Source organism: Enterococcus casseliflavus NBRC 100478, assembly GCF_001544095.1.
Lineage (GTDB): Bacteria > Bacillota > Bacilli > Lactobacillales > Enterococcaceae > Enterococcus_D > Enterococcus_D casseliflavus.
Map to the genome: position 1 here is coordinate 172,154 of NZ_BCPT01000004.1, position 16,827 is coordinate 188,980.

Here is a 16,827-nt window from a genome sequence, read left to right on the forward strand (position 1 = left end):
CATTCTTAGTATAATGGGGTTTGTTTTGCAAGTGGGGTCATAAAATAAGATCCTTGGACAAAGAAATGGAGCGTAAATCATGACAACAAATTTTTGGGCTGAATTGCCGAAGCCTTTTTTTATCCTAGCACCAATGGAAGATGTCACCGATGTCGTTTTTCGACATGTCGTTCAAGCTGCCGGCGCACCAGATGTTTTCTTTACGGAATTTACCAACTCCGATAGTTACTGCCATCCAGAAGGACGCGACAGTGTGCGGGGACGTTTAGTCTTCACCGAAGATGAGCAACCGATGGTAGCCCACATTTGGGGCGACAAGCCAGAGTATTTCCGTGAGATGAGTATCGGCTTAGCGGAGATGGGCTTTAAAGGGATCGACTTAAATATGGGCTGCCCAGTGCCAAACGTTGCTGGACGAGGCAAAGGCAGCGGCTTGATCTTGCGACCAGAAGTTGCTGCAGAGCTGATCCAAGCAGCCAAAGCTGGCGGTCTGCCGGTCAGTGTCAAGACGCGTTTGGGCTATACCGAACTAGGAGAAATGGAAGCTTGGTTGACCCATGTCCTGCAACAGGATATCGCCAACCTTTCGATCCATTTGCGAACCCGCAAAGAAATGAGCAAGGTCGATGCCCATTGGGAATTGATTCCTGAAGTGGTTGCCTTGCGGGATAGAATCGCCCCACAAACGAAGCTGACGATCAACGGCGATATCCCTGATCGTACCAAAGGTTTGGAGCTAGCAGAAAAATATGGCGTAGACGGAATCATGATCGGCCGGGGTATTTTCAAGAATCCCTATGCCTTTGAAAAAGAACCGAAAGAGCATACCTCAGAAGAGCTATTAGGCTTGTTGCAGCTGCAATTAGATCTGCAGGACCATTACGCCAAAATGGTGCCACGCTCGATCGCAGGATTGCATCGTTTCTTTAAAATCTATGTCAAAGGCTTCCCTGGAGCCAGTGATTTGCGGGCAAAATTGATGAATACCAAATCAACGGATGAAGTCCGGCAACTGCTGGCAGAGTTTGCGGAGAAAAAGAACCACGAGGAAAGTATTGAAGCGTAAGTTTCAATGCTTTTTTCGTTTTTGGTTGCTGTACCCGCTCTCATTGTCAATCCTTCCTTGACAATAGGTAGGTACCTATGTAAAATGGAGAACAGACTTTTAATTAGGTACCTATCTAAATAGTGAAGAGGCGAAAGGAGCTGAAGGTCGATGGTTTCCGAACAAGAAATCGTGGAACGATTGTTTGAAGTGTATAAATTAAATCGGCGGTATGCGGAACAAAAATATGGGCGTTTTATGCCAGGTCGGGGACAGTTCAATTGCCTACTGGTATTGGACGAAAAAGGGACGTTGACCCAAAAAGATCTCGCCGCGTATTTAGCGATTCGCTCGACATCCACTGGCGAACTACTAAAAAAACTGGCTGAAAAAGGGCTGATCCAAAAAGAAGTCGATCCGAAAGATAAACGCAGCCATCTGATTTCGCTGACGGAAGCAGGCAAGGAAGAGGCACAGCGAATGAAAGAAAAACGCAGCAAGGCGCACCAAGAAATGCTGACCTATTTGACGGCAGAAGAAAAACAAGCCTTTGGTCAAGCCTTAGCAAAAATCGAACAGTTTTATCTTGAGAAGGAGGCGGACGTTGATTGAGTGAAACAGTCCAACGAACGGAACGTCAGCGGACGCTGATTTTTATTAATTTAATGATTACATGTATTGCCGTATCCATGTTGGCGACCGCCTTGACGACGGCTTTACCCGCCATTGTCACTGACCTGCAGATTTCCGTCACTACGGGCCAATGGCTGACTAGCGGTTATTCCTTGGCGATGGCGATCGTTATGCCCTTGACGGCATATCTTATGAATCGTGTGCCAACCAAAAAGCTGTATCTCGCTGCCTTAGGAATTGCGTTGGTGGGCTTGCTGCTTTGTGCTGCAGCGCCCAATTTTCTAGTCATGATGCTTGCTCGTATTTTGCAGGCCGTAGGCAATGGAATCTTGACCGCGATGGCGCAAGTGATCCTCTTATCGATCTATCCGATCAATCGTATCGGTGTGGTGATGGGCTGGTATGGATTATCGATCACCGCGGCACCCGTGATCGCACCGACTCTTGCTGGGGTGATCGTGGACCGCTTGAACTGGCATGCGATTTTTTATATCGTTGCCGTGATCGTTTTGATTTCACTGATTTGGGCCATAAAGGTTTTTGATGATGTGTTGCCAGTAAGCAACAGTAAATTTGATCAGACCTCTTTTGTTTTGAGTGCCTTCGCCTTTGGTGGGATCACTTTAGGCTTTGGCAATATCGGCAGCTATGGCTTTTTCAGCTTGCCGGTTTTAGGAACCTTAGGGATCGGTTTGGTAGCAGGGGTCTTCTTTGTCTTCCGTCAGTTAAGAGCGAAAACCCCATTTTTGGATCTGCGGGTCTTAAAAACAAAAGAGTATGCCATCAGTGTCTTTGGCAGTATCATGCTTTACTTGGTCTTGATGGGTTCGGCGATGCTGATGCCGCTTTACGTGCAGTCGATTTTAGGCAAATCAGCGACGATCTCGGGATTAGTCGTTTTGCCAGGCTCACTGGTCTCGGCTTTCTTAAGTCCCGTGGCTGGGCGAATCTATGACAAAGTCGGCATCCGTCTGTTGACACTTTTTGGCGGCGGCTCACTGGTCTTGAGCAACATCGGTATGTATTTCATCCATATGCACACGGGTATTTGGGTAGCAGTGGTTTTGAACATGCTGCGCTGTGCCGCCACAGGCTGTTTGTTGATGCCCTTCGTGACGTGGGGAAATAAAAATATTCCGCCGCAGCTGACGGCGCATGGAACAGCGTTATTGACTTCTTTGCGAACGGTGGCAGGCGCCATCGGGACAGCATTATTTGTCGGGATCATGAATAGTGTGGCGCAAAAAAGCACGACCTTAACAGGAACAAGTGCACTGCTTCATGGGATGAATGTTTCTTTCTTATTGATGACGATCGCTTCGGGAATGTTGTTTGCAACGGGGGTATTCTTGATTCGTGATCAGAAGCCAGAAGCCGTGTGGCTGGAAGGTGCAGAAGAACCACTGGAATAAAGAGGGCACCTTTCTTTGAAGGGTGCTTTTCTTGATTTATTTCATGAAACTCTATGAAAAACCAAAAAATTCGATATAATAAGATAACTTATGGTTTAGGAGGAGTATTTTTTTTCAGGAAAGACTTGTTTTAATGGAAAAAAATCAGGGAGAAAATGAAGAATAAAGGCGTTTATTTTGGGTTGTCTGCCTATGTATTATGGGGCTTGGTCACACTATATTGGAAAATAATCGTTGGGGTTTCGCCATTAGCAACGATGTGCTACCGAATCGTGTGGTCCTTTGTTTTTATGGTGTTGTTTATCGTGCTTTCTGGGAAGAAAACGCAATTTTTACAAGAAGCGCGTCTGCTGTGGAAGAACAAAGCATTTGCTGGACTGATCGTTTTAGCTTCTGTGCTGATCTCCATCAACTGGTTCACCTTTATCTTCGCGGTGAGTGCGGGCCACGTGATGCAAGCCAGCTTAGGCTATTATATCAATCCGCTTGTCAATGTCTTGTTAGCGACCGTTTTTTTGAAGGAACGTCTTAGTCGTACTGGCATGCTGGCGTGTCTGCTGGCAAGTATCGGGGTGATCTTATTATCGATCCAAACAGGAACGATTCCTTATGCCTCACTGATCATGGCCTTTTCCTTTAGTACGTATGGCTTGATCAAAAAAAGGATCCCCATTAGTTCGGTTACTGGGTTAACGATCGAAACGATGGTGATTTTCCCCTTTGCCCTCGTGTATATTTTAGGATTTTCAACCGTCGGCTTTATGAATTATCCCTTGCAAACCAATCTCTTATTGATGGGTGCTGGGATCGTGACGGCTATTCCGCTATTGCTGTTTGCGGAAGCCGCGAAAAATGTTTCTTACATTACGCTTGGGTTTATTCAATACGTCAACCCGACAATCATGCTTTTGTTAGCCATCTTTTTGTTTCACGAAACCTATTCACTGGCCCAATTTTCCGCCTTTGCGTTTATTTGGCTGGGGATCGCTGTCTTCACCTATGGTACGTTAGGAACGGCGATGAAAGAGCGGCGCATGGGACAGCAAAGAAAGCAACTTTGATACATTAGGAATGGCTGCAGCTGAGCCATTCCTTTTTTTATTAAAAAACAACTCAATTTAGATAGTGAAGGAAGTTGCAAGGAGAATTGTTCAATGGTATAACAAAGGAAAAGCACGTTGCAGAAATTCTGATTGAAAAGGGTTGCATCTGCCACAGGGGTGTGTTATTATTCTTTCAGTTACAAGGATTGTTACTGTTCGGCAGGCAAAACCAGAATTGACCGTAGCGCGCTAATGGGGAGATTCTAGGTTTTTTTATTTTGGAGTGAGGGAAAGCGATGATTATTGGAAAAATTTTAAATAATAATGTCGTCATCTCGACCAATGATGCCGGTCAGGAAGTGATCTATATGGGTCGCGGCATTGCGTTTAAGAAAAAAGTCGGCGATCCAGTGGATGAAGCCTTTGTCGAAAAAGAATTTGTGTTAAAGGATACCTTTACCGCAAATCAGTTTCAGCAATTGTTTTCAGACATTCCTGTGGAAGAAGTCGAAGCCGTCAAGCAAGTGGTGGATGATGCAGAAGCGTCCTTGGGGATCGAGCTGTCGCCAAATATTTATTTGACACTGACCGACCATATCCATTATGCGCTGGTTCGGGCACGTGAAGGCATTGAGCTGCCGAATCCATTGTTGTTTGAGACCCGCAAATTTTATCCGAAAGAGTATGCGGTTGCAGCAGATGCCGTTGCTTATTTTGAAAAAGTCTTCGGGATTTCATTGCCGGAATCGGAAATTGGCTTTATCGCCTTTCATATCGTCAATAGCGAACAAGCCAATGGTACGATGGAAACCACGATGCAAGCGGTAGAGATCGTTCGTGACGTACTGGCGATCATCAGTCGTTTTTATGGACGAGTCTTTAACCTAGATTCCTTGAACTATCAACGGATCACCACGCATTTACAGTATTTTGCGCAGCGCTATTTAAGCGATGAACTTTCGGGGGAAAAAGATGAATTTTTATTTGCCCTTGTGCAATCGAAGTACCCTAAAGCGTTTCAAACGGTCCAACGGATCAACGAGTACTTGATCAAAACCTACGACAAATCGATCGGTGAATCAGAAATGATCTACTTAACGATCCACATCGAACGTGTCGTCAATGATCAAACCAATTAACATTCAATCATTAACGGATTGTTACTGTCAGGCAGGCAATACCCAGATTGAAAAGACAACAGTCAGCGAGGAAAAGACTCGTTGGACGGTCGTTTTTTCAATCTGGGTTTTTTTATTAAAAAAGGAGTGTTGAAAAAATGAGTTCAAATAAAGAAATTGCAGTTCGCGTCCTCGATGCGGTGGGCGGCAAAGAAAATGTCAACAGCGTGGTGCATTGTGCGACCCGCTTGCGTTTCAAATTAAAAGATGAGAACAAAGCGGATACGGCACGCTTGAATCAAGACGACGACGTGATCCAAGTCGTTCAAAGCGGCGGACAATACCAAGTGGTGATCGGCAGTCATGTCAGCGACGTTTACCGTGAATTGAATGGAGTAGCGAACTTCGATGGCGAAGCAGACAGCAAAGGCGACAAAGGCAACCTCTTGAATCAACTGGTGGATATTATTTCGTCGATTTTTACGCCATTTTTAGGCGCAATGGCAGGTGCCGGGGTCTTAAAAGGATTCTTGACGCTGGCAGTCACCTTGAATTGGCTGGCAGCTGATTCTGGGGTCTACACCGTATTGTATGCGATTGCTGATGGGTTATTTACCTATTTACCAGTGATGTTGGCTTTTACTGCAGCGAAGAAGTTTCGTACCAATGAATTTCTAGCGGTTTCCTTAGCGATGGCATTGGTTCATCCAAATATTACCGCTTTGGCTGGACAAACCTTGAGTTTCTTAGGCCTCCCTGTCATTATTGGTGCGAGTGCTTATACGTCTTCCGTCATTCCGATTATTTTAGCGGTCTTTTTACAAAGTTATGTGGAGCGTTTCTTTAAAAAAGTCATTCCTAGCTTCTTACAGATCATCTGCGTGCCTTTAGCGGTCTTCTTGATCATGGCGCCGTTGACCTTTATTGTCGTCGGTCCACTAGGAACGATTTTAGGAAACTTGTTAGGTAGTGCTTACGACAGCATTTACCACTTCAGCCCACTGATCGCTGGCGCTGTCATGGGTGGTTTATGGCAAGTCTTTGTGATGTTTGGCATGCACTGGGGCTTTGTACCGATCATGATGTTGAATCTCAGTCAAACCGGTGTCGATACCATGGTGCCGATGCTGTTGCCAGCTGTCCTTTCTCAAGGGGGTGCAGCGCTAGCAGTGTTCTTTATGACAAAAAATGTGAAATTGAAAGGGTTGGCCCTTTCTTCAACGATCACCTCAATTTTTGGGATCACAGAACCGACGGTGTATGGGGTAACCTTGCCATTGAAAAAACCATTTATCGCCGCGTGTATCAGTGGTGCCATCGGGGGAGCCTTCATCGGCTTCAGCCAAGTCGAAAACTATACCTTTGGGTTAGTCAGCTTACTAAGTCTGCCTTCCTTTATCCCACAAGATACGAAAGATCTAAGTGGTCTGATCGCCGCTTCGATCGGAACGGCTATCGCTTTTGGCGCCGCGTTTGTCTTGACCTTCTTCTTACGTTTTGAAGATCAGCCAGCAACCGATGCCAGTGCAGCACCAGCAAAAGAGCCAGTTACACCCACCGATAGTTCGTCTAAAGAACGTGTGATCCTCAGCAGTCCGTTAGAAGGCAAAGTGGTTCCCTTAGCAGAAGTCAAAGACCAAGTCTTTTCTTCTGGTGCATTAGGAAAAGGTATCGCTATCGAACCAACTGTCGGGGCTTTATATGCGCCAGCAGATGGCACCATCACGACGCTCTTTCCTACCGGCCATGCCGTTGGTTTGACCACCACGGATGGAGCCGAAGTTCTGATGCATATTGGTATGGATACTGTGGAACTAGACGGCAAAGGCTTTGAGGTCTTTGTTAAACAAGACGATCAAGTCAAACGCGGCGATTTGTTAGTGAAGTTTGATCTAGATACGATCAAAGCAGCTGGCTTATCCACGATCACACCGATCGTTGTGACGAACACCCCCCAATATTTAGATGTGATGGATATGAACCAAACCGATGTCTTGCAAGGAGAAGACTTCTTAGCCATCGTGAAATAAGCAAAAAAAACCCGATCCTCGACTGAATATCAGCAAGGATCGGGTTTTTTGTAAGAAAATAAGGCGCAGTTGCCCTTCTCGCTTGCCTGACACGGTAGCAAACGCTTGTCACAGCGCGAGTTAAGGGCAAGACCAACATCAGGAACGCCTGCTCAGGGAAAACCCGAACATTCTTGGGGACTGCTCCTTACACATGGCTTAAATTTTCGGCAAGCGACTCTAAAGCGGGGAAATCGAGAATCGCATAGCCCTGTTTTTGTTTTTCGATCAGCTTGTCTTCCCGAAAGCTGGTAAAGGTTCGCAGCAGGTGGCGATAGCTGACATTCAAGATCGCGGCACAGGTGGTCAACTGAAAGGAAAAGTGTTGATTTTCTTGATGCGCAAGAATAAATTTGGCCAACCGTGTCTCTACAGGTTCCGTCAATGAATTCGCTAAGTTGATCCCCGAATTCAAGCGGGAACTTAGCAACTGACAGATGGTTTGCAAAAAGCGGACGTCTTGTTGCAAGGTGTTGCGGTAGCGATTCAAAGGGATGCAGACGCAGACGCAAGCAGAAGCGGCTTTGACACTGCTTTTCGGCAAGAGTTCCCACAAAGAGGAAGCTTCCCCTAAAGGTGCAGCCGGCTTAGCGTAATCAATACAAATCGTTTGGGTATCCGAAGAGAAGGAGTAGACCATCACGGTTCCTTCTACGAGAAAATACAAGTATTCAGAAGGCGTGCCCGTTCGAATCAGGTGCTCTTCTTTTTCAAAGGAATGCAAAGTGGCCATCGCTAACAAATCATTGTCCATATAAGATTGCAGATCGTATGTGTCAATGTAATTACTGAGGCGTGCGGTATCATCGATTTTTTTCATGGGAATCAGCCACTCCTGAATGGTTTTCTTTAAGTATAGCTTAGTTCCCCTTTTGACTCAACACGAACGATAAATAAAAACTAATGTAAATTGTATGTAAAAATAAGGTAAAATAGGACATGTGTCACTTCATTTTGACGGGATACTTGGTATGATTTGAATGTAAGAATGCTTCAAACCATTAGGAGGAGAAAAAATGCCATTGAAACGAATTGTTAAAGGAATGTTAGGAATTGCGTTAGTTGCCGCATTGACCGGCTGTGGGAATGGGAGCAGCAGCAGCGACAGCAGTGCCGCAGCCGAAAAAGAAAAGCTGGTGGTACAATTCGTACCGACCAATAATGACGGCTCGATGCAAGCCAAAGCAAAACCGTTTGCTGAGTATTTATCAAAAAAATTAGACCGTGAAGTAGAAGTAACGTTAGCAACGGATTATTCGACGATCGTAGAAGCTATGGCTTCTGGACAAGTTGATTTAGGGATCATGCCGCCAGCCGCTTATGTTCAAGCCAAAGACATGGATGCAGCTGAAGCGATTTTGACTTCTCAATTAGGTGCTTATGATCCAGAGACGGGCTTGCCATTAGAAGGGGAAAAAACCAATACCTTCAAAGGGGAGATCTTGGTCCGTGCGGATAGCGACATGACAGAATTGACGGACTTAAAAGGGAAAAAAATCGCTACATTGAGTCCAAACTCTGCTAGCGGCTATATTTACCCAGTTGCCGAGTTGAAAGATGCAGGAGTTGATCCAACGACGGATGCTACATTAACGACCGTGAATGATATTCCAAGTGAGATCACTGCAGTCTTGAATGGTCAGATGGACGCCGCCTTTGTGTTCCAAGGGGCACGAAATGTCTTTGCGTCAAGCTTCCCAGACAACGACTTATTCAAAGACCTAAAAGTCCTTTACTTGACCGAAGGGGATATTCCAAATGACGCCATTGCCGTCCAACCATCAATGGATGCTGAACTAAAAGAGCAGATCAAAGAAGTGTTCTTGAACATGGCAGATGATGAAGAGGGTGCCGAAGCAATGAGCTTGTGGGGACACCAAGGGTATGAAGAAGCAGCAGATTCTGCTTACGATACCATTCGCGATTATACACAACGAGCAGCAGAGTAAAAAATCAGGGATTGCGGTAGAAGGATAACGGGACACGGAGATGTGCAGCGATTTACTAGGGGAATAGGTGGAATACGCAGTACCAGTGCATTTTTTAGTGAGATAGACCGTGACCGATTGGGGAAACTTTGCCGCGGTCCCTACATAATGGAGAAAACAGATGATAACTTTTGAGAATGTATCCAAAGTCTACCCAAATGGGGTCAAAGGATTACAGAACATAGATGTAACGATTGAGCAAGGTGAATTTGTGGCCATCATTGGCTTGAGCGGTGCTGGTAAGAGTACCTTTTTGCGCTCGATCAATCGCTTAGTGCCAATCACTGAAGGAGATATCCGAGTAGACGGCAAATCAGTCACGAAAGCCAATAAAAAAGAATTGCGCTTGATTCGTCGACAAATCGGATTGATCTCGCAAAGCTTCAATTTGGTCAAACGCAGTACCGTTCAAAAAAATGTTTTGTCTGGGCGTTTGGGGTATTACGGGACCTGGAAAAGTATTTTAGGGTTGTTTACGAAAGAAGACTACGAAAGAACGAAAGAAGCGCTAGCGACTGTCGGCTTGTCAGACAAACTGCAAACGAGAAGTGACCAGTTGAGTGGTGGGCAACAGCAGCGGGTATCCATCGCCCGTGCCTTGGTCCAACAAGCGCCGGTGATTTTAGCAGATGAACCCGTGGCATCACTAGATCCCATCACGACAGAGAAAGTGATGGAGGATCTGAAGAAGATCAATCAAGAAATGGGCAAAACGATTGTCATCAATCTGCATTCGATTCCCTTGGCTCGTCAGTATGCGACAAGGATCATTGCCTTAAAAGCAGGTGCGATCGTTTTTGACGGCAACGCAGCCGCTTTGACAGATCAGCGTTTAGAACAAATCTATGGCAAAGCAATTTTTGAAGAAAAGGCAGGAGAAATCGATGAAACTGAAAGAAACAGTTCATTTTAATTGGTACAAACACCTGCTGCTGGTTCTTTTATTGCTGCTCTTTTTTCAAAGCAGTGCCTGGATCACAGGGGCTGATTTTGCCCAAGTGTGGTCGAATCGCAGCCAGATGACGGCTTTCATGGCTCGCTTTTTGCACCCAGACTTTAGTTATCTACCGCAACTGATGATGCCCTTGATCAAGACATTGCAGATGTCCTTTTTAGGCACCGTTTTAGGAGTAGTCGCAGCGATACCGGTGAGTCTGTTGGCGACAACAGTCGTGACAGAAAGCCGTTGGGTCTCGGTGCCGATGCGTTTTCTCTTAGGGCTGGTGCGGACGATCCCCAATCTATTGTTGGCGGCATTGTTCGTAGCGATTTTTGGGATCGGTGAAGCCACTGGTGTTTTGACCATCGCGGTCTTTACCTTTGGTATGGTTTCACAGCTGATGTTTCAAGCGATCGAAACCATTGATTTTGCGCCGATCGAAGCAGCAGCAGCGGTAGGAGCGAATAAATTTCAAGTGACCGTTTGGGCGATCATTCCCCAAGTCATCAGCCAGTTTGCCAGCTATACTTTTTATGCCTTTGAAGTCAATGTTCGAGCTTCGACGGTGTTAGGGTATGTTGGTGCCGGCGGGATCGGGGTCATCTTGAACGCCTCATTGGCATTGTTGAATTATGAGCGGGTCTCGATCATTATCTTGACGATTTTGCTGACGGTAGCGATCGTTGATTTTCTCAGTGAGCGGGTAAGGAGGTCTTTCCTATGATGATCAGAGAAGTGAAGAAAACGACTTGGCTGTTATGGGGACTCTTTGCTATCTTACTGGCATTATCTGCAGCGACGCTGGATTATTCCGGATTGAGTACTTTTTCCTTAGCGATGGGAAGAGATGTCCTGCAAGGGTTGAGTCAGCCAGACTGGTCTTTCTTTTACGACGGTAGCGGGGAGGATCTGTGGAGCTTATTGTTACTGACGATCGGGATCGCTTGTCTAGGAACGATGATCGCAACAGTCTGCGCGATACCGGTGACCTTGCTGAGTGCCGCCAACCTATGGTCTTCTGCACCGTGGGTCGCAAAAATCGGCAAAATGATCTGCAATATCTTGCGGGCATTTCCCGAGCTGGTTTATGCGATTATTTTTGTCCGTGTGGTAGGTCCAGGACCTTTTGCTGGAGTTATGGCGATCGGTGTCCACCAGATCGGTATGCTGGGCAAGTTGTTTACCGAAGAAATGGAAGCCATGGATGAGCGCTTGACGGAAGAGATGCAAGCCGTCGGTGCCAACTTTTGGCAGACGATGTTTTTCGTGCGGGTCCCTTACTTAGCGCCTATCTATAGTTCCTTTGCACTGAATCATTTTGAAATTGCGGTCCGCAGTGCGGCAACGTTAGGGTTAGTCGGTGCTGGCGGGATCGGTGCACCATTGATTTTTGCTATTCAAACCAGAACCTGGAGCAAGGTAAGTATTATTTTGTTGGGCGTCGTTGTGACCGTCTTCTTATTAGACCAGTTGACTGGAATCATCAGAAAGAAATTGAGATAAACCTATGAATGTATTGCATATATCAGATATCCATTTTCGAGAAAGTTACCTGCCTTGTGAAGAAGGGTATCAAGGAATGCTGGCAGCTATGCAAAATCCCTTGATTCCTCTTGAAGAGTGTATCCAAGATGCCAAGGCGCGAGTAGCGATCGATTTGGTGGTGATCAGTGGCGATTTGACCGAAGATGGCGCGCCTGCCGATTATGCCTCTTTGAAGCGATATTTAGAAAAAGCCTTTGGCTCAGTGCCCATCGTAGTAACGCTAGGTAATCATGATATCAAACGGCATTTTCGCCAAGGCTGGCAAGGCAAGTCAGTAGAAACCGCCAGTGATACACCTTTTAATCAAGTCTATGAAACGGAGACATTGGCGATCGTGACTTTCGATAATTCCTGCTATGGCTATGCCAACGGTATCGTGGATGAGCGACAGTTTGAATGGCTGCAAGCCACGCTGGCGCAGCTCAAAGAGAAAAAGATCGTTTTTGTGACGCACCATCATTTGTTGCCCGACCAAGCAAGCACGCCGGCATGGGCCGGTGCCAATCGTTTGGTGGCATTATTGCAGCAGTATCAAATCTCTTGTATTCTCAGTGGACATACCCATCATGCGTTTACGGGAACGATCGCAGGGATTCCTTACTATACTGTGGCAAGTATGTCGTTTGTCGGGGAAGATGAAGGCGATGGGATGGTCCGTTTTGAAGAACGCTATGGATACAATTTGTATCGTTTTGAGGAAGGTGCATTGGTTCATCAATCCTCAGAAAACTATCGACCAAACCGTGTATTGATGCGGGTCAACATGCAAGGATAAAAAATAGACGTTCCGTCAACGCTGCACTTAGCAGCAGAAAAGGAACGTCTGTTTTTGTGTGAAAAAGGCTTAGCCTTGATTGCCAAAGGTTTTGATAACTTCAATCGTGCCGTCGATATGGAAAAACAAGGTATAGTTCTCTTCGGTTTTGATACCGTCAAAGCGGCGAGCATAATACGTGACCGCGTCTTTGAAGGTTTGTGGGGGAACCCCTAAATAATCAGCGCATGCCGCCAATGTTTTGCAGCCTTCTTCAAAACAAGCGATGATATCATAGGGCGTGACCACGATCGCAGAACCAATGTCGCGGGCTTTGCGTTCTTGTTTGCGTTTTTCGTTGGTGTCTTGGGCGGTAATGTCGCCAGCACTGGTCAGATAATGACCGATTTCTTCACCGATGGTGCTCAAGAGGTCTTCTTGTGATTGGTCAGGGTTCAAGTAAATATGGTGATCGATGTACAATCCTTGCTGACCATCAGGCATATTTTTATCGAAAATAAAGTGCAAGTCTGGGTAGGCGGCCATCAGTTCTTCTACTTTATCCATTTCCATCATTCCTTTTGGGCGTGCCGCTGTTTTATAAATTCAATATAGCTGAGGATGTCTTCCATCTGCTCATCGGTGACGTCATCATCAATATGGGCCGCAACGGTTTGAACTTTTGCAGAGGGTGGCGTGAAGCCTGCCGGGACTTGTCTGCCTAATAAAAAATCGGTGGATACTTGAAAAATCTCCGCGAGTTTGACGATGGTCTCGCCATCGGGTTCGTTACGATCATTTTCGAAATGCGAATACGCTGCGCGGGTGATCCCTAGCTGATCTGCGATCTGCTGTTGTGTTTGGTTGGTTCGTAGTCTGAGTGTTCTTAGCCGTTCGCCAAGCATGAGTGATCGCCTCCTTTTTTGTAGTATAGCACGTTAGATATAATTTGTATCTATTTTTGTATTATTTGATATAAAAAATATCACATCAGTTGACGATACGAATCGTATCTTTTATACTGGAAACAGATGATATGAATTGTATCAAAAAGAATGGGGGAGGATCATGGATACATCGATCGTAACAGTTGTCTTGCCGTCACTCATTACTGGTGTACTTACTTATTTGGCTACCCGAGTATCCAGCAAAGCGAATTTGGAACAAACGAATATCGAAAATGCCCAAAAGCTTTACCTAAAATATGAACAGATCAATCAAGAATTGACCCATAAAATCGATCAGTTAGAAGAAGAAGTCCAAAAGACCGCCAAAACCTACCAAGAAGAAGTCTTGGTCTATCAAGGAAAGCTTGCTACTGCCCAAAGCGAACGGGATTTTTTGCGGGCAGAAAATCAGGTGCTGAAAGAATTGCAGCGAGTGAATCAAGTGCCTGGGACGCGTGAAGGGAAGCAACATTCAGCCGTTGGCTAATAGAAAAAAACTGCTTATCCGTCAATAAGCAGTTTTTTCGATTAGTTGATCATTTGTTCATTGACATAGGCAGCATAAAGCGGGTGGTTGTTGATCAATTGTGCATGGGTACCTTGACCGGTAATGGTGCCTTTTTCTATAAAGTAGATTTGGTCGGCATCCACGATGGTCGATAAGCGATGAGCGATCACTAATGTCGTGCGCCCTTCCATCAGATGATCCAACGCCCGCTGGACTTTTTCTTCTGACTGAGAATCTAGGCTGGCAGTCGCTTCATCCAGCATCAGCAGCTTGGGATCCCGCAAGAATGCTCGAGCGATGGCGATCCGTTGTTTTTGACCACCAGATAGTTTGACGCCGCGTTCACCGATTTGTGTTTCTAGTTTTTCGGGGAACTCTTGGACGAACTGATCGGCATAAGCCAATGCCAGTCCTTGCCACAATTCCTCCTCTGACAGTGTTCGGCCCAATCCGTATTGCAAGTTTTCCCGAATCGTACCAGCAAAGACCGCACTGTCTTGGGAAACATAGCCGATCTGTGCCCGCCAGTCCTGTAGATCAATGTCAGCTATCGGCTGATCTCCAATCAGCAAGCGCCCGCTGGTGGGTTCATAAAAGCGTTCTAGTAAAGCGAAGATCGTGGATTTTCCGCCGCCGCTTGGTCCTGCAAAAGCAATCACGGTGTTGGGTTTGGCTTCAAAAGAAATGTTTTGCAAAATCGGCCGTTTGGGATCGTAACTGAAATCGATTTGTTCTGCTCGTAAGACTGCGCCATCGATGGCGGCTTTGGGTGCTGCCTGGATCGGCTCCAGCGGCGTATCCAAAATTTCTTGGATCCGTTCCGTAGCACCCATCGCTTTTTGGACTTGTGAAAAGAACATCGCAAACGTCGTCACAGGCGCAATAATATTAAAGAGATACAGTAGAAAAGCGATCAATGCGCCGCTCGTCAAGGTGCCGGCTTGCACACGGATCGCGCCATAACCGAGGATTCCTACGAGTAAGCCCAGCATGGCCGTCGTCATGATTGGCTGCAAAATCGCACTGACTTTCGCATCCTTGACCCCGAGGGTAAAAATTGCCCCAATGTTGCGCCGACCGTTTTCTTGTTCACTGGCTTCTCCGTTGCTGGCTTTGATCAAACGGATCTCTGAGAGCTTTTCGCTGGCATCCGCATTGAAATCGGCGGTCGCTGCTTGCAACTGGCGTCCTAGTTTTGACATGATCTTGCCGATTGGCCACATGATCAAGGTGATCAAAGGCACCGCACTGAACATGATCGCAGCCATCTTCCAATCCATCAAAAACAAGATGATCATCGAACCGACCAATTGGATCAAGCCAGTGACAAAGCTGGGAAATTGCGAGGTGACTAGTTCTTTGATCACGGAAGTATCATTGACGAGTCGCGAACTGCTTTCCCCCGACTTGTGGTCATCAAAATAGCTGACTGGCAAATGCAGCAGATGTTTCCAAAGACGTTCCCGCAACGTTTTCACAGCACTTTCTCCCACATAGCGCAAGAGAAAACCGCCTAAAGTCCCTACGCCTAATTGCAGCACAAAGGCTAGGATCAAAACGACCAGCATGGAGGTGCTAAACGTGGGGGTGCCGCTGGCATCGACCAGTGTTTTCGTCAGCTGCGGCACGACCAAACTGGCGGCACTTGTGATCAGGCTAAAGAGCATCCCTAAAAGAAACAAGCCTTTTTTAGGATTGACACTGACGATCAGGTGGATAAAGTCTTTCATTTTAAATTTGTTTTTGTTCACTGTTGGTGTCGTTGTTTCCATTCGTTTTCCTCCGCAGCAAGCAAGATGGCTCACCGCTTTTTCTTTTTAATTAGGTGTTATTAGAAATCCTGCCAATCCTCCTCGGCTGCTTCGTCTTTAGAAGCGGAAGTCGGTCTTGCTTTGCGGTCTTGTCCAAACCCATAGGCATCAAAAAAGTTGCCTTTTACCCATGTGTACCGTGGATCATTCGCCTCGCTATTATCAAACGGCCCAAACGGCCCAAATGGCCGATTGCCAAACATGCCGCGATGTCCAGGAAACGGCATTTGCCGCATGGCTTCCTTGATCTGTTTTTTCGTTTGGCGTCGCTCATCAACGCCCATTTCTTGCCAAGTATCTTTCATTTGTTGCCTCATTTTTCGGCGCTCGTCATTCGACATTTCCTGCCAATTTCCGCCCCATTGCTTCATCATTTCTTCCCGAATCTCTTGCATGGCTTGCAAACGATCCATTGGGTCAATAAAGCGTTGTGCCTGCTGTTGGAAGTCCGTCTCCCATCCAGCAGCAATGTTTTCAAGAAGACGAGCAAATTCGGTTTGTTCCTCCTCTGAGAGCCCTGCAAAAAACGACTGACTGCTGGCTGCTTCTTTTTGTGCCAGTAATTTTTCTGCTTTTTTTCGGCCAGTTTCTGTCAGATAGATTCGTTTGATCCGTTTGTCAGCAGCATCTTCTTTGCGCTGAATATCGCCACTATTTTCCATTTTCTTCAATAGTTCCGCTAGAGAGCTTGGCCGTAGGTCTAAGACTTCTGCAAGATAACTTTGCACCAAGCCGTCTTCTAAATTTAAAACGGCCAGGACACGTTGCTGTCCCGAAAGGCGCTGGTTGTTTTGACTCATAAAGGCATTGCTGGCTTCGCTGATAAAACGAAGCTGTTTCATTAAGTGGTCGGTCATTGTACTCATGGTGTACACTCCTTTTGGTTTATCGTTCGGTACCTAACGATATCGATGAGTTGATTATAGTTCGGTACCGAATGAATGTCAATAAGAAGCAGCTGAGATTTTTTTCTAACAAAAAGTAAGCAGAATGATTGACTTACTAAAAGTAAGT

Annotated in this window: 17 protein-coding genes; 12 read left to right on the forward strand and 5 right to left on the reverse strand. The window is 46.1% G+C overall.

The window, feature by feature from the left end; genetic code table 11:
* Nucleotides 1-79 precede the first annotated feature (79 nt).
* The 6 genes from ECA1_RS05165 to ECA1_RS05190 all read left to right on the forward strand — a co-directional run bounded on the left by ECA1_RS05165 (nt 80) and on the right by ECA1_RS05190 (nt 7,281).
* Nucleotides 80-1,066, forward strand: a complete 987-nt coding sequence (locus tag ECA1_RS05165; protein WP_005230648.1) for a tRNA dihydrouridine synthase — start codon at nt 80-82, stop codon at nt 1,064-1,066.
* Between the two features lie 150 nt (nt 1,067-1,216).
* On the forward strand, nt 1,217-1,657 hold the full coding sequence (locus ECA1_RS05170) for a MarR family winged helix-turn-helix transcriptional regulator (RefSeq protein WP_005230651.1): 441 nt from the start codon (nt 1,217-1,219) through the stop codon (nt 1,655-1,657).
* Nucleotides 1,654-3,090, forward strand: coding sequence for an MDR family MFS transporter (locus ECA1_RS05175; RefSeq protein ID WP_034869469.1), 1,437 nt, complete (start codon nt 1,654-1,656; stop codon nt 3,088-3,090). Before ECA1_RS05170 ends, ECA1_RS05175 begins: the two co-directional genes overlap by 4 nt.
* 155 nt (nt 3,091-3,245) lie before the next feature.
* Nucleotides 3,246-4,151, forward strand: a complete 906-nt coding sequence (gene rarD, locus ECA1_RS05180) for an EamA family transporter RarD (RefSeq protein ID WP_005230654.1) — start codon at nt 3,246-3,248, stop codon at nt 4,149-4,151.
* A 278-nt stretch (nt 4,152-4,429) separates the two neighbouring features.
* Nucleotides 4,430-5,272 carry a BglG family transcription antiterminator LicT gene (gene licT / locus ECA1_RS05185; RefSeq protein WP_005230655.1) on the forward strand — a complete coding sequence of 281 codons (843 nt, stop codon included), beginning with the start codon at nt 4,430-4,432 and terminating at the stop codon, nt 5,270-5,272.
* A gap of 137 nt (nt 5,273-5,409) precedes the next feature.
* Nucleotides 5,410-7,281, forward strand: coding sequence for a beta-glucoside-specific PTS transporter subunit IIABC (locus ECA1_RS05190; protein ID WP_005230656.1), 1,872 nt, complete (start codon nt 5,410-5,412; stop codon nt 7,279-7,281).
* A gap of 187 nt (nt 7,282-7,468) precedes the next feature.
* Here ECA1_RS05190 and ECA1_RS05195 read toward each other — a convergent pair whose 3' ends face one another.
* The gene (locus ECA1_RS05195; RefSeq protein WP_005230657.1) at nt 7,469-8,140 is read right to left on the reverse strand and encodes a cyclic nucleotide-binding domain-containing protein; all 672 of its coding nucleotides are present in this window, start codon (nt 8,138-8,140) and stop codon (nt 7,469-7,471) included.
* Between the two features lie 196 nt (nt 8,141-8,336).
* Between ECA1_RS05195 and ECA1_RS05200 the strand changes: the two genes are divergently transcribed.
* The 5 genes from ECA1_RS05200 to ECA1_RS05220 all read left to right on the forward strand — a co-directional run bounded on the left by ECA1_RS05200 (nt 8,337) and on the right by ECA1_RS05220 (nt 12,568).
* Complete coding sequence (locus ECA1_RS05200) at nt 8,337-9,269, forward strand: phosphate/phosphite/phosphonate ABC transporter substrate-binding protein (RefSeq protein ID WP_005230658.1); 933 nt, start codon at nt 8,337-8,339, stop codon at nt 9,267-9,269.
* A gap of 160 nt (nt 9,270-9,429) precedes the next feature.
* Nucleotides 9,430-10,221 (forward strand): phosphonate ABC transporter ATP-binding protein, encoded by a 792-nt coding sequence (gene phnC, locus ECA1_RS05205; protein ID WP_005230661.1) that lies wholly within the window; start codon nt 9,430-9,432, stop codon nt 10,219-10,221.
* Nucleotides 10,193-10,972: a phosphonate ABC transporter, permease protein PhnE gene (phnE, locus tag ECA1_RS05210; protein ID WP_010748971.1), complete on the forward strand. Its 780-nt coding sequence runs from the start codon at nt 10,193-10,195 to the stop codon at nt 10,970-10,972. Before phnC ends, phnE (ECA1_RS05210) begins: the two co-directional genes overlap by 29 nt.
* Nucleotides 10,969-11,751, forward strand: a complete 783-nt coding sequence (gene phnE / locus ECA1_RS05215) for a phosphonate ABC transporter, permease protein PhnE (protein ID WP_005230666.1) — start codon at nt 10,969-10,971, stop codon at nt 11,749-11,751. Before phnE (ECA1_RS05210) ends, phnE (ECA1_RS05215) begins: the two co-directional genes overlap by 4 nt.
* Nucleotides 11,752-11,755: 4 nt before the next feature.
* A complete protein-coding gene (locus ECA1_RS05220) occupies nt 11,756-12,568 on the forward strand; it encodes a metallophosphoesterase family protein (protein ID WP_005230667.1) in 813 nt (270 codons plus the stop codon).
* 69 nt (nt 12,569-12,637) lie between these two features.
* On the opposite strand, the gene ECA1_RS05225 is transcribed toward ECA1_RS05220, so the two are convergent.
* Nucleotides 12,638-13,114, reverse strand: coding sequence for an ImmA/IrrE family metallo-endopeptidase (locus ECA1_RS05225; RefSeq protein ID WP_005230668.1), 477 nt, complete (start codon nt 13,112-13,114; stop codon nt 12,638-12,640).
* Nucleotides 13,115-13,119: 5 nt separating this feature from the next.
* Entirely contained in the window at nt 13,120-13,452 is a 333-nt protein-coding gene (locus ECA1_RS05230; protein ID WP_005230670.1) for a helix-turn-helix domain-containing protein, read from the reverse strand.
* A 163-nt stretch (nt 13,453-13,615) separates the two neighbouring features.
* On the opposite strand from ECA1_RS05230, the gene ECA1_RS05235 reads away from it, so the two are divergent.
* Entirely contained in the window at nt 13,616-13,981 is a 366-nt protein-coding gene (locus ECA1_RS05235; RefSeq protein WP_005231942.1) for a hypothetical protein, read from the forward strand.
* A 41-nt stretch (nt 13,982-14,022) separates the two neighbouring features.
* On the opposite strand, the gene ECA1_RS05240 is transcribed toward ECA1_RS05235, so the two are convergent.
* Nucleotides 14,023-15,774: an ABC transporter ATP-binding protein gene (locus ECA1_RS05240; protein ID WP_034869465.1), complete on the reverse strand. Its 1,752-nt coding sequence runs from the start codon at nt 15,772-15,774 to the stop codon at nt 14,023-14,025.
* Nucleotides 15,775-15,833: 59 nt separating this feature from the next.
* On the reverse strand, nt 15,834-16,679 hold the full coding sequence (locus ECA1_RS05245; RefSeq protein WP_034869462.1) for a MarR family winged helix-turn-helix transcriptional regulator: 846 nt from the start codon (nt 16,677-16,679) through the stop codon (nt 15,834-15,836).
* Between the last annotated feature and the right edge of the window lie 148 nt (nt 16,680-16,827).

Bases quoted from the DNA above. Each gene is read 5' to 3' on its own strand.
- ECA1_RS05165 (WP_005230648.1), top strand. From the start codon at position 80: ATGACAACAAATTTTTGGGCTGAATTGCCGAAGCCTTTTTTTATCCTA.
- ECA1_RS05170 (WP_005230651.1), top strand. From the start codon at position 1,217: ATGGTTTCCGAACAAGAAATCGTGGAACGATTGTTTGAAGTGTATAAA.
- rarD (WP_005230654.1), top strand. From the start codon at position 3,246: ATGAAGAATAAAGGCGTTTATTTTGGGTTGTCTGCCTATGTATTATGG.
- licT (WP_005230655.1), top strand. From the start codon at position 4,430: ATGATTATTGGAAAAATTTTAAATAATAATGTCGTCATCTCGACCAAT.
- ECA1_RS05190 (WP_005230656.1), top strand. From the start codon at position 5,410: ATGAGTTCAAATAAAGAAATTGCAGTTCGCGTCCTCGATGCGGTGGGC.
- ECA1_RS05195 (WP_005230657.1), bottom strand. From the start codon at position 8,140: ATGAAAAAAATCGATGATACCGCACGCCTCAGTAATTACATTGACACA.
- ECA1_RS05200 (WP_005230658.1), top strand. From the start codon at position 8,337: ATGCCATTGAAACGAATTGTTAAAGGAATGTTAGGAATTGCGTTAGTT.
- phnC (WP_005230661.1), top strand. From the start codon at position 9,430: ATGATAACTTTTGAGAATGTATCCAAAGTCTACCCAAATGGGGTCAAA.
- phnE (WP_010748971.1), top strand. From the start codon at position 10,193: ATGAAACTGAAAGAAACAGTTCATTTTAATTGGTACAAACACCTGCTG.
- phnE (WP_005230666.1), top strand. From the start codon at position 10,969: ATGATGATCAGAGAAGTGAAGAAAACGACTTGGCTGTTATGGGGACTC.
- ECA1_RS05220 (WP_005230667.1), top strand. From the start codon at position 11,756: ATGAATGTATTGCATATATCAGATATCCATTTTCGAGAAAGTTACCTG.
- ECA1_RS05225 (WP_005230668.1), bottom strand. From the start codon at position 13,114: ATGGATAAAGTAGAAGAACTGATGGCCGCCTACCCAGACTTGCACTTT.
- ECA1_RS05230 (WP_005230670.1), bottom strand. From the start codon at position 13,452: ATGCTTGGCGAACGGCTAAGAACACTCAGACTACGAACCAACCAAACA.
- ECA1_RS05235 (WP_005231942.1), top strand. From the start codon at position 13,616: ATGGATACATCGATCGTAACAGTTGTCTTGCCGTCACTCATTACTGGT.
- ECA1_RS05240 (WP_034869465.1), bottom strand. From the start codon at position 15,774: ATGGAAACAACGACACCAACAGTGAACAAAAACAAATTTAAAATGAAA.
- ECA1_RS05245 (WP_034869462.1), bottom strand. From the start codon at position 16,679: ATGAGTACAATGACCGACCACTTAATGAAACAGCTTCGTTTTATCAGC.